Annotated in this window: 15 protein-coding genes; 7 read left to right on the top strand and 8 right to left on the bottom strand. The window is 42.6% G+C overall.

The features are described from left to right. Window position 1 precedes the first annotated feature (1 nt). Window positions 2-2,485 carry an ABC transporter permease gene (locus CDG60_RS13235; RefSeq protein ID WP_087511927.1) on the top strand — a complete coding sequence of 828 codons (2,484 nt, stop codon included), beginning with the start codon at window positions 2-4 and terminating at the stop codon, window positions 2,483-2,485. 8 nt (window positions 2,486-2,493) lie between these two features. On the opposite strand, the gene CDG60_RS13230 is transcribed toward CDG60_RS13235, so the two are convergent. Continuing rightward, a complete protein-coding gene (locus tag CDG60_RS13230; protein ID WP_087511926.1) occupies window positions 2,494-3,297 on the bottom strand; it encodes a rhomboid family intramembrane serine protease in 804 nt (267 codons plus the stop codon). Window positions 3,298-3,375: 78 nt separating this feature from the next. Between CDG60_RS13230 and mtgA the strand changes: the two genes are divergently transcribed. After that, window positions 3,376-4,050: a monofunctional biosynthetic peptidoglycan transglycosylase gene (mtgA, locus tag CDG60_RS13225; protein ID WP_087511925.1), complete on the top strand. Its 675-nt coding sequence runs from the start codon at window positions 3,376-3,378 to the stop codon at window positions 4,048-4,050. A 109-nt stretch (window positions 4,051-4,159) separates the two neighbouring features. Beyond that, window positions 4,160-6,241, top strand: a complete 2,082-nt coding sequence (ppk1, locus tag CDG60_RS13220) for a polyphosphate kinase 1 (protein WP_087511924.1) — start codon at window positions 4,160-4,162, stop codon at window positions 6,239-6,241. 75 nt (window positions 6,242-6,316) lie between these two features. On the opposite strand, the gene CDG60_RS13215 is transcribed toward ppk1, so the two are convergent. The 5 genes from CDG60_RS13215 to rubA all read right to left on the bottom strand — a co-directional run bounded on the left by CDG60_RS13215 (window position 6,317) and on the right by rubA (window position 10,812). Beyond that, a complete protein-coding gene (locus CDG60_RS13215; protein ID WP_160117053.1) occupies window positions 6,317-6,937 on the bottom strand; it encodes a helix-turn-helix domain-containing protein in 621 nt (206 codons plus the stop codon). A gap of 549 nt (window positions 6,938-7,486) precedes the next feature. Next, window positions 7,487-8,392, bottom strand: a complete 906-nt coding sequence (gene oxyR, locus CDG60_RS13210; protein WP_087511922.1) for a LysR family transcriptional regulator OxyR — start codon at window positions 8,390-8,392, stop codon at window positions 7,487-7,489. A 13-nt stretch (window positions 8,393-8,405) separates the two neighbouring features. Beyond that, complete coding sequence (gene estB / locus CDG60_RS13205) at window positions 8,406-9,341, bottom strand: esterase EstB (protein ID WP_087511921.1); 936 nt, start codon at window positions 9,339-9,341, stop codon at window positions 8,406-8,408. A 57-nt stretch (window positions 9,342-9,398) separates the two neighbouring features. After that, complete coding sequence (locus CDG60_RS13200; RefSeq protein WP_087511920.1) at window positions 9,399-10,577, bottom strand: NAD(P)/FAD-dependent oxidoreductase; 1,179 nt, start codon at window positions 10,575-10,577, stop codon at window positions 9,399-9,401. A gap of 70 nt (window positions 10,578-10,647) precedes the next feature. Then, complete coding sequence (gene rubA, locus CDG60_RS13195) at window positions 10,648-10,812, bottom strand: rubredoxin RubA (protein WP_087511919.1); 165 nt, start codon at window positions 10,810-10,812, stop codon at window positions 10,648-10,650. 541 nt (window positions 10,813-11,353) lie between these two features. On the opposite strand from rubA, the gene CDG60_RS13190 reads away from it, so the two are divergent. Beyond that, window positions 11,354-11,896: an adenine phosphoribosyltransferase gene (locus CDG60_RS13190; RefSeq protein ID WP_087511983.1), complete on the top strand. Its 543-nt coding sequence runs from the start codon at window positions 11,354-11,356 to the stop codon at window positions 11,894-11,896. A 76-nt stretch (window positions 11,897-11,972) separates the two neighbouring features. On the opposite strand, the gene CDG60_RS13185 is transcribed toward CDG60_RS13190, so the two are convergent. Next, window positions 11,973-12,479 (bottom strand): YqiA/YcfP family alpha/beta fold hydrolase, encoded by a 507-nt coding sequence (locus CDG60_RS13185; RefSeq protein ID WP_087511918.1) that lies wholly within the window; start codon window positions 12,477-12,479, stop codon window positions 11,973-11,975. Between the two features lie 495 nt (window positions 12,480-12,974). Between CDG60_RS13185 and lysS the strand changes: the two genes are divergently transcribed. Together lysS and CDG60_RS13175 are read left to right on the top strand one after the other, a co-directional pair. Continuing rightward, complete coding sequence (gene lysS, locus CDG60_RS13180) at window positions 12,975-14,501, top strand: lysine--tRNA ligase (protein WP_087511917.1); 1,527 nt, start codon at window positions 12,975-12,977, stop codon at window positions 14,499-14,501. 522 nt (window positions 14,502-15,023) lie between these two features. Next, the gene (locus CDG60_RS13175; protein ID WP_406565314.1) at window positions 15,024-16,436 is read left to right on the top strand and encodes a capsule assembly Wzi family protein; all 1,413 of its coding nucleotides are present in this window, start codon (window positions 15,024-15,026) and stop codon (window positions 16,434-16,436) included. 60 nt (window positions 16,437-16,496) lie between these two features. Here the strand turns inward: CDG60_RS13175 and CDG60_RS13170 are convergent, their stop codons facing one another. After that, complete coding sequence (locus CDG60_RS13170; protein WP_087511915.1) at window positions 16,497-17,042, bottom strand: hypothetical protein; 546 nt, start codon at window positions 17,040-17,042, stop codon at window positions 16,497-16,499. Window positions 17,043-17,311: 269 nt separating this feature from the next. On the opposite strand from CDG60_RS13170, the gene cysD reads away from it, so the two are divergent. Next, a complete protein-coding gene (gene cysD, locus CDG60_RS13165) occupies window positions 17,312-18,220 on the top strand; it encodes a sulfate adenylyltransferase subunit CysD (protein ID WP_171405513.1) in 909 nt (302 codons plus the stop codon). Window positions 18,221-18,356: the final 136 nt, after the last annotated feature.

Genomic DNA, 18,356 nt, shown 5'->3' with positions numbered 1-18,356 from the left:
AATGAATCATTTATTTAAACCTTTACTGACGCAGAGTTTAAGAAGTACCGGTATTTACCTCTTGATGATTGCTTTAACACTGGCAATCAGCGCGACCACAGCACTCAAATTCAGTAATGAACAGATTCAGAATGCTGTTGCTTTACAGGCGGCAGAAATGCTGGCAGCGGATCTGGTACTCAGCGACAGTAAACCACTGGACAGTAAATGGAAAAATCAGGCTCAGCAGGCAGGGCTGAAAACGTCTGAAGTAACCATGTTTGGTACGATGGCACGAACATCGCAACAGTTTGTGATGGTCAATGTCAAAGCAGTGGATCAGCATTTCCCTTTGCGTGGTGACATCCAGGTCACGCCAGTTGCAACCAGACTTAAGCCAGGCGAGGCATGGCTCAGTCCACGAGCAATGCAACTGCTGCATGTAAAGCCTGGGGAGCAGATTTTCCTTGCAGATGGACAGTTTAAGGTTTCTGCTGAAATTCAGCGTGATTCCAATCAGGAACTTGGATTTTCAGGGTTCTCACCAACTGTGATTATTTCACGCTCAGATGTTGCAAAGACCAATGCTGTACAGGTCGGGTCACGGATTGACTATCGTTTACTCATGTCAGGAACACCTGTGCAGACTCAGACTTATGAGCAGAATTTTAAAAAACAGCAGCACCTGCAGGCAGATCAACAAAAGACAAAGCCGAATGAGCAGGCAGAAGAACAGGGTGGGTTGAAACTGCGCAATGCAGGAGAGGGAAATACCCGCCTGATGAAGCCCATAGCTAACCTGGATACATTTTTACAGCTGGCAAATATTCTGACCATACTGCTGTGCGGTCTTGCGATTGCTTTAAGCAGTCAGCGTTATGTTCAGCAGAATCAGGACCATATTGCGCTGTTACGCTGTTGTGGTGCTGCCCGTCGTCAGATTTTATGGGCATATCTGGGACTGCTGGGCTTTATGCTGGTCATTTCCATGCTGATTGGTACATTGCTTGGCGTTGCGCTGGGATATGGTCTGTTACAGTTAATGCTGCAGTTAATCCCTCATCTTCAGATTCATTTTTCTGTGCTGAGTATGCTAGCAGGACCTTTGCCTGTGGCATTTTTTACCTGTACCGTTGTTCTGCTGGGCTTTGTATTACCTGCACTCTGGCAACTGCTCAACACCCCACCAGTCCGGGTCATCCGGCAGCAGGAAAAATCACTCCGTTCAGTTTTGTTCATGCTTAGTTCAGGGCTGATCAGTCTGGTGCTTTTCTGTATGTTACTGACTGAAAATATCAGTTTAAGTCTATGGATCTGTGGCGCTGTACTGCTGTTATGCTGTGTATTGTACCTGGTGGTGTGGGCGGGACTGAAGCTGATCAGACAGATGAAATGGTCGGTTTCTGCTTATGTCCGTACACCTTATATGACGGCATTCCAGGTCACAGCACTTGCACTGGGACTGAGTCTGATCGCTGTACTGGCTGTATTAAGAACAGATTTACTCGAACGCTGGCAGCAACAGTTACCTGTCGGTACACCCAATCAGTTTGTGTATGGTTTGCCTCCCTTTGACATGCCTGAATTTAAGCAGCAGCTGGAACAGCATGGATGGCAGGGTACTCCGCTTTATCCCAATATCCGTGGGCGGTTGAATGCTAAAAATGATCTGCCTTTTTCAGATGAGCTCATTGGAAATAATAATGCGCTGCGCCGTGAACTGAATCTGACACAGTCTGAGGTCTATCCTTCTGATAATGTGATTATGAAGGGCAATGCTCATTTAGGGCAGACAGGCGAGGTTTCGGTAGAAAGTAAAATTGCACAGGAACTGGGGATTCATCTTGGAGACCGTCTGACTTTCAGCATTCCTGAAGGAAATTTTACCGCTAAAGTGGTCAATTTCCGTAACGTCGAATGGGAAAGTTTCAGTCCTAATTTCTTCTTTATTTTTTCACCAGCAACCTTTGATGAAAATGCAGGAAGTTATCTGGGCAGTTTTTACATCCCTGATGCAGATAAACCGAAACTGATTTCACTGGTACAGCAGTTTTCCAGCACCGTATTTATTGATGTCAGTGCAATACTTGATGAAGTCAAACGGATTATGAATGTGCTGGTTCAGATTGTGACGATTCTTGCTGTACTGGTCAGTATTTCTGGTTTACTTGTGCTGATAGCCTGTCTGAATCTGCTGATGGATGAACGTAAAAAAGAAGTGGCGCTGTTAAGGTCATTTGGCAGTTCAAAGCAGAAGCTGAAAGGAATGATGAGCCTGGAAATCGGTTTTATTGGTCTGATGGCAGGTGTGGTTGCCTGCGTTTTTGCTGAAATGATCAGTGCTGTTGCCAGTTATAAAATGGATCTGATGATTCAGCCACATCTGCAAATCTGGCTGGTTTTACCTGTATTGATGACTTTACTTTGTGCACTGATCGGGCGTTACCGACTCAGTTATCTCAGTGAAATTCCACCCTTACAGAGTTTAAGGGAAATGAATCAGTAAAGACTGATTCATTTTATCCACTCTATCAGTCCTTGCCACAAAGGGCTGATAGCCTGAACCTGCTGCATGCAGTACTGATAAAAAAGAATGCACAGTCCAGTACCAAGTACAGCTCCAGCGATCTGGCTCAAACCATTTTTTCCATATTTCTGACCGGCATACCAGATCAGTGTAAGCAGAGCACCCATGATCATGCCACCAATATGCGCTGCATTGTTGATGCCACTGATCATAAAACCCATGGCAAGGTTTATACCCATCACCATGAGTAATGTTTTTTTATCCAGTACAAAACGTTGTCCTGGTAACATCGGAAATAAAGACAGAACGGTCAGCGCAGCACCCAGTCCCATGACTGCACCAGATGCACCCGCACCCACACTCGGTAACAGACTTTGAGTGGGTATACCTGTTCTGATCAGCTCATAAGAGTCCTGAATGGAGACATAACCACTCAGTAGACTTCCTGTTAAACCCGCCAGCAGATAAAGAATACTGAAGTAAAAGCGACCAAACATCTGTTCTGCTACACTGCCAAAAATATACAATGCCCACATGTTCAGCATCAGATGAATCATGCCGAAATGGAAAAACATACTGCTGAAAAGCCGCCAGGGTTCCGCAAGATAGGTTAAAGGTGCATAATCAGCACCCCAGCGGATTGCATCGACTGTAGATGGATTACTGATGTCCATTCCTGTAATGACCTGCCAGGTAAACAGACCTGTATTTACAGCAATCAGTAGTGCAGTGATCCACCATAAATGAATACTGGATTTGCTTTGTATGGGCGGAGAAGAAAGATCAGACATGTTATTCTTTTATCAATATAAAGAACTTTGCACTCAGCTTAGCATGAAAATTTATAAAACCAGGAGCAGTAATCAGACATGAAGACATTTATTGTTCGCACTTTGCTGATTCTGTTCAGCCTGTTTTTAGTGGTTCAGTTGTGGATATTTGCAAGTCTTGCCTGGTGGCGGACACATCCGGTAGAAAGTACCATGATGATGCGTCTGGATTACTGGTCAGACCCCTCTGAACCGATTAAACATGAATGGCGGGACTATGATCAGATCAGTCCATATTTCAAACATGCAGTTGTAGCGGCTGAAGACGGGAAGTTCCTGCAGCACAAAGGTTTTGATTGGGATGGAATGAAGTTCGCCATGGAGCGTAATAAAGACAAAGGAAAGGTCGTGGCAGGTGGCTCAACTATTTCTCAGCAGCTGGCAAAGAACCTGTTTTTATATAATAAACGTTCTTTTATCCGCAAAGGGCAGGAAGCCATAGCGACGTGGATGATGGAAAGAATGTGGTCGAAGGAACGTATTCTTGAGGTCTATCTCAACTCTGTAGAGTTTGGTGAAAATATTTATGGTGTTGAAGCTGCTTCACAGTACTATTTTGGCAAAAGTTCCAGAAGTATGAGCCGTGAACAGGCAGCATTTCTGGCGGCAGTTTTACCAAACCCTAAATATTATAAGAACAACCGCAATGACAGAAAACTGAATTATCGTAAGCGTATGATTCAGAAGTATATGCGCTACAGTCATATCCCCTGAAATGAAAACTTTAAAAAAGCTCGCATGTCGGGCTTTTTTTTATGAAATTGTCATAAATTTGAAGCATACTTAGAACATTGGCACATACTTAGAAAAATATAGGTTTGATATGAATACGGCAGCTGACATAACTCCTGCACCAATTGAATACGCTTATAACGACCGTTACATCAACCGTGAGCTGTCAATTCTTGACTTCCATCTGCGGGTGCTGGAACAGGCTGTTGATCCATTGCATCCCTTACTCGAACGCATGAATTTTCTGCTTATTTTTTCCAGAAACCTGGATGAATTTTTTGAAATCCGTGTAGCGGGTATGATGGAACAGCTTGATCTGGGCAATGAAAGCCGAAGCCCTGACGGTCTGACACCTAAACAGGTACTTGATCAGGTTTCTCAGACAGCTCATGCTGCTATAGAAAGACAGTACCGTATTTTAAATGAAGAAATTCTGCCAAAACTGCGCGAAGAAGATATCTGCTTTTTACGTCGCGGTGAACTGACACCTGCGCAGTCCTCCTGGGTGAAAAAATATTTCCAGGAACAGGTTGCTCCTGTACTGACACCGATCAGTCTTGATCCAGCCCATCCATTTCCAAGACTGGTCAATAAAAGTCTGAACTTTATCATTACACTGGAAGGTAAGGATGCATTTGGTCGTCAGATTGATCTGGCTGTTGTTCCAGCGCCGCGTTCTTTGCCACGGGTTGTACGTTTACCTGATGAGCTGACAGCAGGTAAAGAACACCATGTCATGCTTTCTGCGATTATTCATGAACACGTTTCTGATCTGTTCCCTGGTATGACAGCAACGGGTTGTTATCAGTTCAGGGTGACCCGAAATGCTGATCTTGCTTTGAATGAAGATGTTGAAGACCTCGCGATAGCTCTGAAAGGTGAGCTGAACTCAAGACGTTTTGGTCGTGCTGTGCGTCTGGAAGTGACTGAAAACTGTCCAAAGCATATTTATGATTATCTGCTGGATGAGTTTGATCTAGACGAAGAACAGCTTTATAAAGTGGATGGTCCTGTCAATCTTGCCCGTTTGCTGTCAAATTTTAAGCGTCCTCATTTGCGTTATGACTCACATACACCGATTATTCCCAAAGTACTGAAAAAATCTGAAAATATTTTTTCAGCGATGCAGAAGCAGGATATTTTACTGCACCATCCCTTTGAATCTTTCGCTCCTGTGATTAATCTGCTGCGTGAAGCTGCGCGTGATCCACAGGTGCTTGCAATTAAACAGACGCTGTACCGTAGTGGTGCTGACTCTGAAATTGTACAGGTACTTGCAGAAGCAGCCCGTAATGGTAAAGAAGTCACGGCTGTCATTGAGTTGCGGGCACGTTTTGATGAAGAGTCAAATATTGCGGTTGCTAATGTTTTGCAGGAAGCCGGTGCAGTTGTGGTTTATGGCATTGTGGGCTACAAAACACATGCCAAAATGATCCTGGTTGTCCGTCGTGAAAATAATAAACTTATCCGTTATGTCCATCTTGGAACAGGGAACTACCATGCAGGCAATGCCCGTATCTATACGGACTATGGTCTGTTAACCACAGACAAAGAGCTATGTGAGGATGTACACCGTATTTTCCAGGAACTGACTGGAATGGGCAAAATGGCAAAACTGAAGAAACTGCTGCATGCTCCATTTACGCTGCATGCTCAGCTGATCAATTATATTGATGAAGAAATTGCCAATGCTAAAGCAGGGAAAAAAGCTCAGATTATTGTGAAAGTCAATGCACTGACAGAACAGCAACTGATTAATAAACTGTATGAAGCATCTCAGGCAGGGGTACAGATTGACTTGATTATCCGTTCAATCTGCTGTCTGCGTCCAGGTCTGCCGGGTCTGTCAGAAAACATTCGGGTACGTTCAGTGGTTGGACGTTTCCTTGAACATACCCGTGTATATTATTTCAGTAATAACGGTAATCAACGCATCTATGGTTCAAGTGCTGACTGGATGGACCGAAACCTGTTTAACCGTGTTGAAGCCTGCTTCCCGATTGAAGATCCGGCATTGAAAAAACGGATTTATCAACAGGGACTGTTAACGTATCTTGAGGATAATCAGCAGGCGTGGCTGTTGCAGAGTGATGGTACATGGCTGCGTGCGCATCCGGCTGAAGGTGAGAAACTGCACAATGCACAGCGTTACCTGCTTGAATATATTAAGTAAATGTCTTTTCTGATGATTCATGTATATAAAAAAGGAGTTCTGAACAGAACTCCTTTTTTATTGCACACATTCAGATCAATGACATAAACAGTTCTGTTCATCAGACTGATACATGGATATTTTCCGGTAAATATTTTTGATGTAGCCTGGAATCATGTATTCAGGAATATGGAGATCATCTGAAATCTGTTCCAGTTCAATACCATGACCTGCCAGGTTTAATATTTCCTGTTCTGTATTGGTAAAACGAAAAGGCAGATCGGTCTTGCCTATACATTTCAGCATCAGCTGAGCAACTTCAGTGTCAATCGGTGAACCGCCCCTTAACGTCATAATCACCTGGTTCTTCTGCTGTTCAGGAGATTGATCTGTAAACAGATAACCCGAAATGCCAGCATGAATCGCCCGTAAAATTTTCACTGGGTCATGCCCTGAAATACCGATAATCAGCATCCCCTGATTGATCCGATGTAACTGCTGAATAACTTCTGGAGGGGTATCAAGATCGACCAGCAGTAAGTTCGGCAGGTGCCTGTCCATTATTTTGAAAGCGGTATCATCCTGTTCTGACTGAAAAATCAGATCATCAGGATAACCAATGTCAGTCAGTATATGTTTAAGTGAACTGTCAGGTTCATCACCATGATGCATGATCATAGCGGGTACAGGTAGAACGAGTTCTCTCAACATTTTCATTCTCAGATGCAGCTGAATCTTAATTTGAACTTTGAATGATTTTTGGGGTGAATGCCATACCTGGAATCAGGTATTTAAAGTAAACTTAAGTGTTTGTTGTATTAAGTTTTTTTATGAAAAATGGTTTTTTTGTTAATATCTGGTGGTGTTTTATTTCACATGTGAATTAAATTGATGATTTTAAAAAATTAAAAATTTATTGGATGGTAAATGGAAATGTTAAGTTCTGTAAGGCAAACAGGCTGTCTTCTGTCAGGATAGAAACAGATGAATTGCACTAAAAGTGATCAAATTTTATGAAATATACCAAATACCAGGGATATTCTGCTGATAATTTACTGATTACTATAAACATACTTTCTGCTTATCTGGCTAGCGGGAAGTATTCCAACTCCTTGAGGTGCCTATATTACGATTCAGTTTTGAGACGTTATATTTCTTACTTCGATCAGCTTACCTTCGGGTAAGCTTTTTTTTTGCAGAAAATAAAGGAATTTACTGTGCATAAAAGAAAAGGAGCCGTAGCTCCTTTTTATAATATAACCAGATTCAGTGCAAATGCTGAGTGATCTTCTGCATAATCTGGAGGAGAACATCAAACTCACTTTGTAAAGGTGTGCTTTTTCGGGTCACCAGTGCAAGTGTTCTGTTAGGAGCAGACTCAATTGGTTTGATCATCAGTTCAGGGTTTGCTTTGATCATATTGGTATGAATTGCAATTTCAGGCAATAAAGTGAAACCCAGTTCAGCAGCCACCATTTCAACAAGTGTTGGCAATGAGCTTGCTTTCAGACGATGATCATTTTTACGCTCACCAATCGGGCAGGCACTTAAAGTGTGATCACGTAAGCAATGACCTTCTTCCAGCAACATCAGGCGTGACAGATCCAGATCATCCAGTGAAACTGCATTTACAGCATGCTGATCATTACGATGGCAAACCAGATACAGATTTTCTTTGGCAATTTCTGCAACTTTCAGACCACGGGTATCAAACGGAAGGGCGAGAGCAATCATGTCCAGATTACCGTGTTCCAGTTTTTCAACAATTTTTTCACTCTGAGCTTCATGCAGATGCAACTGAATTTTAGGCAGCTGTCTGTGCACTTCATCCAGCAGTTGAGCCAGAATGAACGGAGCAATTGTTGGAATAATTCCCAGATGGAGATCACCCGTCAGAGGTTCACTCATTTCCCTGCTCAGGCGCATCAGGTCCTGAGCATCTGCAAGCAGAACACGGGCTCGACCTACGACCTGTTCACCAAGCGGAGTTAAACGTACATTTTGACGGTCACGTTCAACCAGTACGCCGCCCAACAGACGCTCGAGTTCCATGATCCCGCCAGAAAGAGTTGACTGGGTCACAAATGAACGGCGCGCTGCTTCAGTAAAGTGCAGCGTTTCAGACAGCGTAACGAGATATGACAGCTGTCTCAGGGATGGTAATGCAGCCATAGTGTCCTAATGTTTATGAAAAGTGGTGAGCAAATAATCCGCTAAGGTATGGAATAAAATGCGGTGGGATATCATGCCCCATTCCGTCAATTAATTCAAACTTAGCATCAGGAATTGCCTTAGCAACGGCTTTACCATGACCAGGTGGGAGCAGACGGTCACGTGAACCATGAACTACGAGAGTCGGTTGCGTAATATGTCTGTCCAGTTGCAGCAATGAACCTGTACATAATATTGCTAAAAACTGTTGAAGTACACCCGCTGGATGATAACTTCGATTATATAATTTACGAGCGGTCTGCATAGCTTCCAGCTGGTTGACGTAGCCAGGTGAACCAATAATTTTAAACAGTTTGATACTGTGGTTCACAATACCGTCTTCTGTTGTCGATTCGGGTTTTCCAATCAGGCTGAACAGCTGTTTGGGAAAAGGTGGCGGTAGCAGTGGCTGGTTGTTGCTGGTAAAAAGTAAGCCCAGTTTACTGACTTTTTCAGGATAACGGGCAGCAAGAATCTGAGCAATCATACCGCCCATGGATGCACCGATCACCTGAACCTTTTCCAGTCCTAAACGGTCAATCAGCAGTGAAGCATCTTCTGCCATATCGTAAAGATTATAAGGTGCTCCCTGATTTTCCAGTCCTAATGCAAAGCGACCCATCAGTTTCAGAGTATTCAGGCGTGGACCTTTATGTCGGATTTTGGAAGACAGTCCAATATCACGGTTGTCGTAACGAATCACACGATAGCCCTGATCAATCAGGGATTTACAGAAAAAATCAGGCCAGAACAGCATCTGCGCACCCAGCCCCATAATCAGCAGAACAGGAGGGTGTTCAGGATGACCACCTGTTTCAACGTGCAGTTCAATACCGTTGCCCAGGTCAACCCGTGTTTCATGCATAAAAGTTGTATAAGGTGAATCTTTAAACTGTAAGGCGCTGTTCATTTTTATTTTCCTGAATAAAGGACGTTCCGGTGAAAAAACGTCCTCATTATTTAAACCTTAAACTGTGACAGGAATCAAGTCCGGCACAAGTTTTGTCAGTGTCAGACGCTGTTTGCCGGCAGTCGGTCCAAGTAATACAAAGCCACGCAATGTTGCATCTGAATCCAGGGCACGGGCAATCATACCGTCATCCAGTTCCTCAGTTTCCCAGGTAACGTCAACATCTGGAGGAGCAGGCAGTACGGTCAGAGGTGCCGCAGGTGTCTTAACAGCGACAGGCATTGCAGGGTAGTGTACTGCGGTGGATTCACCATTCAGGGTTTTTGCAAGTGCCCGCGCCTGTTGCATGATTGGCATGACATAAGGCAACAACAATCCGTTGACTTCAGCACAGTCACCGACAGCAAAGATATCTGCATGACTGGTGTTTAACTGTAAGTTGGTCAGAATGCCGCGGCTGGTTTCAATGCCCGCAGATTTAGCCAGAGCAAGCTGTGGCTGTAAACCAATTGCAGAAAGAACAATATCTGCAGTTAAGGACTGACCATTGGCAAGAACGACCTGATAATCACCATGTTCTACACGGGAAATTTTTTCAACGGTTGTCCCCAGTACGAAACGGATACCGGTTTCTTCCAGATTTTCTTTAAATGCTGTAGCCACGTGAGCAGGCAGCAGACGGCCCAAAGGCTGTGGAGCCAGATCAATGACCGTGACTTTGTGTCCGGTATTCTGTAAATCGTTTGCAAATTCGCAACCAATCAGACCGGCACCCAGAATCACAACACGTTTGTCATTTCTGAGGGACAGATTTTCACGGAAAGTTTTATAGTCATTCAGATTGTTAACGACATGAATATCATCACTGCCGTCGCCTGCAATGGCTAGGCGCACAGGATTTGCACCCACAGCAAGAATCAGTTGAGAATATGGCTGTGCGGTTTCTGTGCCATCTTTTTTGAGAATAATCTGATGCTGTTCAGACTGAAGTGCAGTTACTTCTGTCAGAGTTTCAATGCGCATATTCAGCTGAGCTGACATTTTAGCTGCATCACCCAGAGCAATCTGATCAGGTGCCTTATTTCCAACCAGTGCGTTGGAAAGAGTCGGTTTTGCATAGTTTACCGCATCATCTGCAGAAATCATGACCAGTTCCTGCTCAGGATTGAGTTTACGGAACTCACGCGCTACGGTATAACCCGCCATGCCTGAACCAATGATGACGATAGGATGCATATTTTTCTCCGTTAAATAAGGACATAAAAAAAGACCATAACAAAAGGTATGGTCTCTTAAAAAACGCTGATCAGATTTCTACCATTTCAAAGTCAGCTTTGGATACACCACAGTCTGGGCATGTCCAGTCATCAGGAATATCTTCCCATTTTGTACCCGCTGTAATGCCGTCCTGAGGCCAGCCTTCTGCTTCGTCATAAATCCATCCACAAACGATGCATTGATATTTTTTCATTTGACTCTCCAAACACTGATCTGCCAATGATAGTTGATCAGTAAAAATTCCATATACTGCAAGACTCTATTTGATATGACTTCATCTGTACATATTCGCTTAAATTTTTACGCAGTTCTATAGCTAATGTAAAGTGAATATCGGAGTTTAATCTCTCGATTTGAAATCAGAATGGCTGATCAGGACAAAACTTGTCAGGAAAAGCACAGAAATTATAAAATTGTAGGACAATCTATCGCGATTAATTTTATGAGTGAAAGCAGTTGTCTATGGAAAATTATTCAGTGCAGAAGTGGGTATACTCGATGTCTGAAAAGGTGACTATGGACGAAAGTCCAGCTGCTAAAAATGGAATAATCTATTATTTTATAATAAGGTAGTTATATATTTAATATTTATTAAATAAATGATATTAATAAAAACAATAGGTTATGAATCGTTGATTCGTATTCTTCAGTCTGATCACTGTCTGAAAGGTGGTCAAAATCCTCTTAAAGCTGTAAAATTCAACTATTCTTTTTTATTTTTGTATCATTCTCCCATGAACAATTTGTCTGCAACACTGTGGTCACAGATCCGTACTGTCCAGAATTTTCCAAAACCAGGGATCAGCTTTTACGATCTGACACCGCTTTTCATGAACAGCATTGAAGCACTGACTGATGCTTTAATTGCAAGTATTCCTGCTGAACAGCTTGAAGCAGTGGATAGCTTTATTGCGGTTGAAGCACGCGGATTTGTTCTGGCAACGTTGCTGGCACAGCGAACAGGCAAGGCACTGATTCTGGTCAGAAAAGCAGGAAAACTGCCTCCTCCGGTTGTAGGCGTGGGATACAGCCTTGAATATGGTCTGGATCGACTGGAAATGTCGGCTGAACTCAGCTCACAGAAAGTGATCATTGTAGATGATGTTCTTGCAACGGGTGGTACGCTTAAAGCGGTAAAACAGCTTGCTGAAAAATGCAATCACGAGGTGCTGGGTGCCAGTATTTTCCTTGATTTACCTGATCTGCATGGAGATCTTGGTCTGAACATCTGGTCTTCACTGAATAATCAGCAGCAGCCAGCTCAGGACGTTGCATAATCAGTATCTGAAAGTTTTTATTCTTCAGCTTGATGAGCAATAGAAAATAAAAAAACCTGCATTTTTGCAGGTTTTTTTATTTTTTCAGGAAATGTTCTTCTGTGTACTGAATCAGATGGTTCAGATTTTCAGGGCAGGAGAGCCGATGGTGTCCTCCTTCCAGTGCCTGAATCTGCATATAGGGTTCGATCTGTTGAACGACTTCATACATATCTAAAATTTCATCTCCCAGCTCTATATAAGCCAGCTGAGGAATATCGTTTTCAAGCTCTTCTTCAGAGATGGGAGGATAGTCGCTTCTGAAATCCGGATGCAGACTTGGATTGGCGATAATGGCTGGGATTTTATGATGACTGGACATTTTCAGCGCCCAGTAAGCCCCCAGACTATGTCCCACCAGAATCTCAGGTTTTATGTTGTGAATGATGTCGTGATAGAAACTGGCAACGGTCTGGTAATTCAGGTTGCGATAATCCACATCAATACAGAATTTTTGTACTGCATGAATGGCATGGAATTTTGTGGATTCCCTGGAAGAATCAAGTCCATGCAAAAACAGAATTTTTGAAGTGCAAGTATTCATTAATTATTGCGTTTACCTGTATTTATCTCAAAGAGCGTAATATGTGAATTACTGTCTTTTTCGGGTGTTTTACCAACAGAATTGTATGTATTTATCTGATTTACCGCAGTTAGCTTTTGGTCTAAGGTCAGGCGGACGGTTCAGATGATTCTGTTGAATAAATACTTGGAGGAAATACAGGAGATTGATTTTGATGGGGCTGTTGTGGGGCAGGTTGTCAGGTGATGAATCTGGACAGTTTACAGATTTCCATTCAGTGAACTGCTCTGTCGGTCAGGTGTTGTCATGATGATTGAATGATAAAGACAGAATAATCATTTTTAATTCAACAGATGGCATGGTTCCAGGCATGATAAAAGCCACTTATAAGCCATCAAGGATCTCATTTTCCACTGTTTTTATTGTTTTAAGCTGTTCTTTGGCTTTTATTCATGCGCATAAAGCTGTAAATCTGCTATGCTATGCAACTTCCGTTTTTATACACTCGAGGCAGAAATGACGCAAAATAACGCTCAATCGACTTCTGAACAACCTATTTCCGAAAACGATTTAATTGCACAGCGTCATGCCAAGTTAAAGCAGATACAGGATCATGCGAAAGAAACAGGTGTCAGCCCATGGCCGAACACCTTTAAGCGTGAGCATTATGCACAGGATTTACAGGATCAGTTCGCAGACCTGGATAAAGAACAGATTGAGTCTGGTGAAAAGGTTCATGTGAAAGTTGCTGGTCGTGTCATGCTGAACCGTGGATCATTTATTGTGATTCAGGACATGACAGGTCGTATTCAGCTTTATGTTGCCCGTAAAGAACTGGCACCTGAAGTACTTGAAACTGTGAAAAGTCTTGATCTTGGCGATATTATTGCAGTTGAAGGCTATATTGGTCGTTCAGGCAAGGGCGATCTGTATGTTCACATCGAACAGTTTGAACTGTTGACCAAATCACTGCGTCCTTTACCGGATAAATTCCATGGTCTGACCGATACAGAAGTAAAATACCGTAAGCGTTACCTGGACTTGATTGTTAACGAAGAGACACGTAAAACTTTTGAAATTCGTGCAAAAGTCGTGTCAGGTATCCGTAACTATTTAGCCAATGAACGTTTCATGGAAGTTGAAACACCAATGATGCATGTGATTCCAGGTGGTGCATCTGCGCGTCCATTTGAAACACATCACAACGCACTGGATATGCCTTTATTCCTGCGTATTGCGCCTGAGCTTTATTTAAAGCGTCTGGTGGTTGGTGGTTTTGAACGTGTATTCGAAATTAACCGTAACTTCCGTAACGAAGGTGTTTCGACTCGTCACAATCCAGAATTCACCATGATTGAGTTCTATCAGGCTTATGCAGACTACAAAGACCTGATGGCTTTGACTGAAAGCATGCTTGAAAAACTGGCAATCGACATCCTGGGTTCTACAGACGTTCCTTATGGCGATGAGGTTTACAGCTTCAAAGGTCCATTCAAGAAAATTTCAATGTTTGATGCGATTCTTGAAAATAATCCATCATTTACAGCTGAAAATGTTGCTGACCGTGAATTCCTGGCAAAATTTGTCAAAGAGGAGCTGAAAGAACAGGTTAAACCTGGTTTTGGTCTGGGTAAACTGCAGACCATCGTGTTTGAAGAAACTGTGGAAACCAAACTGCGTCAACCGACATTTATTACTGAGTATCCAGCGGAAACTTCTCCATTGGCACGTCGTAATGATGATAATCCACACATTACTGATCGTTTTGAATTCTTCATCGGTGGTCGTGAACTGGCGAATGGTTTCTCAGAGCTGAATGACCCGATTGATCAGGCTGAGCGCTTCCAGGCACAGGTTGCTGAAAAAGATGCCGGTGATGATGAAGCGATGCATTATGACGCTGATTTTGTTGAAGCACTTGAATACGGTTTACCTCCAACAGCTGGTGAAGGTATTGGTATTGACCGTCTCGTTATGCTGTTTGCCAATGCACCAAGTATCCGTGATGTGATTTTATTCCCTCATATGCGTCATAAAAATTAATTTTGAAATGACGTTTAAAAAAGCCACTTGATTAAGTGGCTTTTTTATTGGGCGTCTGTTGAGCCCATGTATCTATAGGCTTGGTCTGTCAGGACAGCCATTCATGTGAATATATGTAATATTGGATTATTCGATAAATTAATAATTAAAAAATAGAGCATTTAAAGAGGAAAAGTTAAATATAAAATGGGAGTGGCTTTGGGTTTTTATAAGAGATAGAAGTATTTTTCTGACTTCTTAATATGTGATTTGAATCATGGTTTATTTGCAATAGTGGATATTCAACGGGTTTTTATTGGTGATTTTGCACTGTTTTTGCTCATATTTCAGGTCTTTAAGTGACTTATGTAACACTGCGCATATTAAGTGTGTGGATTGAATGTTTTTTAAGCTTATCGCGTTCTGTTTTGTTAATTAATGTAAAAATAGAGTAATAAGTATATAGAATCATTCAAAATATTCCCAATGATGAAAAATGAAAGAAGTATGCCAGTGAAACGTTCCCACTTATTTTCGGCTTTAATGCTGACATTATTCAGCCAGCAAGGATGGACACAGGGTCTGATCCTGAACAGCGAAACGCTTAGAACAGATTTGAACTGGTTGAACCAGCAGGGTGTCATTCAGATCAGTACATCTACCTGGCCAATGAGTGGCGATGAAATTCAACGGGCATTATCTCAGGCAAAGATTAGCTCTCCTGTACAGGAAAAAGTAGTAGCTTCCATTCTGAATGAGCTGAAAGCAGATAATGAGACTGCGAAAATTGGATTGTTTGCAGGCACAGATCAGAAAGAAATACCTCAGTCTTTTGCTGATGGTCAGAAAGCTCAGTATGCAGCTGCACTGGAACTGAATGCAGGTGGTGCAAACTGGGATGCTAAAATTCGGGTAAATGGTGAGAAAGACCCTCGGATTGATCATGATCAGGATGTTAATGTCGAAGGCTCTTATATTGCAGGAAAACTCTGGAATCAGTGGCTGATCGCAGGTCAGATTCCGACCTGGTGGGGGCCAGGACATGACGGTAGTCTGATCCGTGGTGATGCAAGTCGTCCAGTTTATGGTTTTACGGCACAGCGAGCTGAACAGAGTGCTTTTGAGACTAAATGGCTGTCATGGATTGGACCCTGGCAGTATCAGGCTTTTGCGGGTCAACTGGATGACTATAAAGCTGTACCGGACGCAAAGCTCGTGGGCTTACGATTCACCGCTCAACCGCTTCCTTATCTGGAAGTAGGTGCTTCAAGAGCGTTCCAGTGGGGTGGTGAAGGTCGCCCGGAAAGTTTCAGTTCTTTATGGGATGCTTTTGTTGGAAATGATAATGTTTATGGTGATCAGGAAAATCCATCCAATCAGGTAGCAGGTTTTGATGCACGTCTGAATCTGAATCACTGGTTACAGGTTCCTGCTAGTATTTATGGGCAGTATATCGGTGAAGATGAAGCCGGTGGATTACCAGCTAAAAAAATGTATCTGGCAGGGGCAGACTATTCATCCAGTTTCCGCAACATGCCATATCAGTTATATACTGAATGGGCTGATACACGGACAAATGGTAAGGTGAAAGGTATTTCCTATAACCATTCAATTTATACGGACGGTTTTTACCAGCATGGTTTCCCATTAGGACATGCTATGGGGGGGGATGGTCAGATGGTTTCGGTCGGTGGTGATATCCGGGTGGATCCACTTAACCGTCTGAATGGTCGCGTCATGGTCGTTAAGGTGAATGGTTCCGACCGCCTGACCAATGCAGCATTCCCTCAGAAAGATGAAATCAAGGCAGTAGACCTGACCTGGTCACATTATTTGCGCCCAGACATTCCGCTGAAAGTTAATGGCTGGATCAGTGATTCAGATGTCAACGGTAATGATGGTGGTGCTTCAATCGGAATAGAATTTCCTTTAGACAAAAGTCTGTTGGGTTATTGATTGATAAATAAAAAAGTCCCTTTTGGGACTTTTTTTATTGCTGCGGATCATTGCAAAGGCTTATTGAAGCAATGCGGTTTGGATTCTGACTTTCATATCCAGGGACTGCTCGACAATAAAGTCTTTCATCCATGTACGTTGTTCACCCATTGGGTTTATTTTAAATGCTGTATGCAAAAAAGTAAGCGCTTCATGATGAAAAAACTGCGCATTCAGTGCAGATTTCAGCTGGGCTGCATTTGCATTCAAAGGAAGATGGATCAGATAAAAACCTTTTGGATAATTATAAAAAGCATAGAGTAGGTTAAATGCTTTCTGATCAGCTTTCAGATTCCCCGCTCCAATTTCATACTCGCGGTTCTGATCACTGTGTGTAATTCCGATTAAAAACTCAGTCTGATTATCGGAAATACGCAGACCAAACTGAAGACCGATCTGATCGGCACTGTGTTCATGCTGGACAAAAATATTCAGAGCTTTTGCAGCATCATTCAGTGGTTCCTGCAGCACAAGCAGATGTGGCTGATGCTGATAAATAAATTCTGCAAGATGAGCCTGTTCAAGGCGGTTTTTAATTTGTGTAATATCCATCAGGCTGTACAGTATATGCTGAAAGAAGAATACTTTAGGGGCTTTTGGAGCGGACAGAAAGGTCTGACTTAGAGTAAATAACGATGAGCTTATCAGCGATATTTAGATTACAGGATACTTAATAAAAACTTATACTGATTATAAGTTTTGTTTTATATGATGATTTTGCATATCAATATAACAAAACAAGCAATAGTCTGCATATGTAAATCACTATAATGAATAAATATTGTTGAATGTGTAATAAGTACACAACTATTTGAGCTGGTGCTGTCAAAATGCCTATATCTGAGGAAAGACTTACTCATCTTAAACAGCTTGAAGCTGAGAGTATTCATATTATCCGTGAAGTTGCTGCTGAATTTGAAAATCCAGTGATGCTTTACTCAATCGGGAAAGACTCAGCTGTGATGCTGCATCTTGCTTTAAAAGCATTCTATCCTGCAAAACTTCCTTTCCCACTGTTGCATGTCGACACAGGCTGGAAGTTCAAGGACATGATCACGTTCCGCGATAACATGGCGAAAGAACATGGTTTCGATCTGATCGTACATCAAAATAAAGAAGGCAAAGACGCCAACGTCAATCCATTTGATTATGGTAGCTCAAAATATACGGACATCATGAAAACACAAGGCTTGAAACAGGCTTTGGATAAATATCAGTTTGATGCGGCATTTGGTGGCGCGCGCCGTGATGAAGAAAAATCACGTGCCAAAGAGCGTGTTTACTCGTTCCGTGACAATAAACACCGTTGGGACCCTAAAAACCAGCGTCCTGAACTTTGGAATCTTTACAATGGTAAAGTGAACAAAGGTGAAAGTATCCGTGTATTCCCATTGTCAAACTGGACTGAACTGGACATCTGGCAATATATCTACCAGGAAAGTATTCCTTTGGTGCCTTTGTATCTCGCTGCTGAGCGTCCTGTGGTTGAGCGTGATGGTACGCTGATCATGGTGGATGATGAACGTATGCGCTTAAAAGAAGGCGAAGTTCCACAAATTAAATCGGTACGTTTCCGTACTTTGGGCTGTTATCCATTGACAGGTGCTGTTGAATCTACAGCGGATACCTTGCCTGAAATTATCCAGGAAATGCTTTTGGCAACGAGTTCTGAACGTCAAGGTCGTATGATTGACCATGATGAAGCGGGCTCGATGGAAAAGAAAAAGCAGGAAGGTTATTTCTAACAGTTTATAAATCTTTCCCTGATAAATCTCTCCCCTTGCGCAGCAGTGCTGCTCATCTTTGGAAAAGAGAGGAGAATTTCCCCCTTTGAAAAAGGGGGATACAGGGGGATTAAACCGATTTCTAAAGAATATGTGG

The sequence above is a fragment of the Acinetobacter chinensis genome (assembly GCF_002165375.2).
In the GTDB taxonomy this organism is placed as follows: Bacteria; Pseudomonadota; Gammaproteobacteria; order Pseudomonadales; family Moraxellaceae; genus Acinetobacter; species Acinetobacter chinensis.
This window is presented reverse-complemented; position numbering and strand designations above follow the sequence as displayed.

What these genes read in the sequence shown, in the direction of transcription:
- CDG60_RS13235 (WP_087511927.1), top strand. Translation starts at nt 2, where the DNA reads ATGAATCATTTATTTAAACCTTTACTGACGCAGAGTTTAAGAAGTACC.
- CDG60_RS13230 (WP_087511926.1), bottom strand. Translation starts at nt 3,297, where the DNA reads ATGTCTGATCTTTCTTCTCCGCCCATACAAAGCAAATCCAGTATTCAT.
- mtgA (WP_087511925.1), top strand. Translation starts at nt 3,376, where the DNA reads ATGAAGACATTTATTGTTCGCACTTTGCTGATTCTGTTCAGCCTGTTT.
- ppk1 (WP_087511924.1), top strand. Translation starts at nt 4,160, where the DNA reads ATGAATACGGCAGCTGACATAACTCCTGCACCAATTGAATACGCTTAT.
- CDG60_RS13215 (WP_160117053.1), bottom strand. Translation starts at nt 6,937, where the DNA reads ATGAAAATGTTGAGAGAACTCGTTCTACCTGTACCCGCTATGATCATG.
- oxyR (WP_087511922.1), bottom strand. Translation starts at nt 8,392, where the DNA reads ATGGCTGCATTACCATCCCTGAGACAGCTGTCATATCTCGTTACGCTG.
- estB (WP_087511921.1), bottom strand. Translation starts at nt 9,341, where the DNA reads ATGAACAGCGCCTTACAGTTTAAAGATTCACCTTATACAACTTTTATG.
- CDG60_RS13200 (WP_087511920.1), bottom strand. Translation starts at nt 10,577, where the DNA reads ATGCATCCTATCGTCATCATTGGTTCAGGCATGGCGGGTTATACCGTA.
- rubA (WP_087511919.1), bottom strand. Translation starts at nt 10,812, where the DNA reads ATGAAAAAATATCAATGCATCGTTTGTGGATGGATTTATGACGAAGCA.
- CDG60_RS13190 (WP_087511983.1), top strand. Translation starts at nt 11,354, where the DNA reads ATGAACAATTTGTCTGCAACACTGTGGTCACAGATCCGTACTGTCCAG.
- CDG60_RS13185 (WP_087511918.1), bottom strand. Translation starts at nt 12,479, where the DNA reads ATGAATACTTGCACTTCAAAAATTCTGTTTTTGCATGGACTTGATTCT.
- lysS (WP_087511917.1), top strand. Translation starts at nt 12,975, where the DNA reads ATGACGCAAAATAACGCTCAATCGACTTCTGAACAACCTATTTCCGAA.
- CDG60_RS13175 (WP_406565314.1), top strand. Translation starts at nt 15,024, where the DNA reads ATGCTGACATTATTCAGCCAGCAAGGATGGACACAGGGTCTGATCCTG.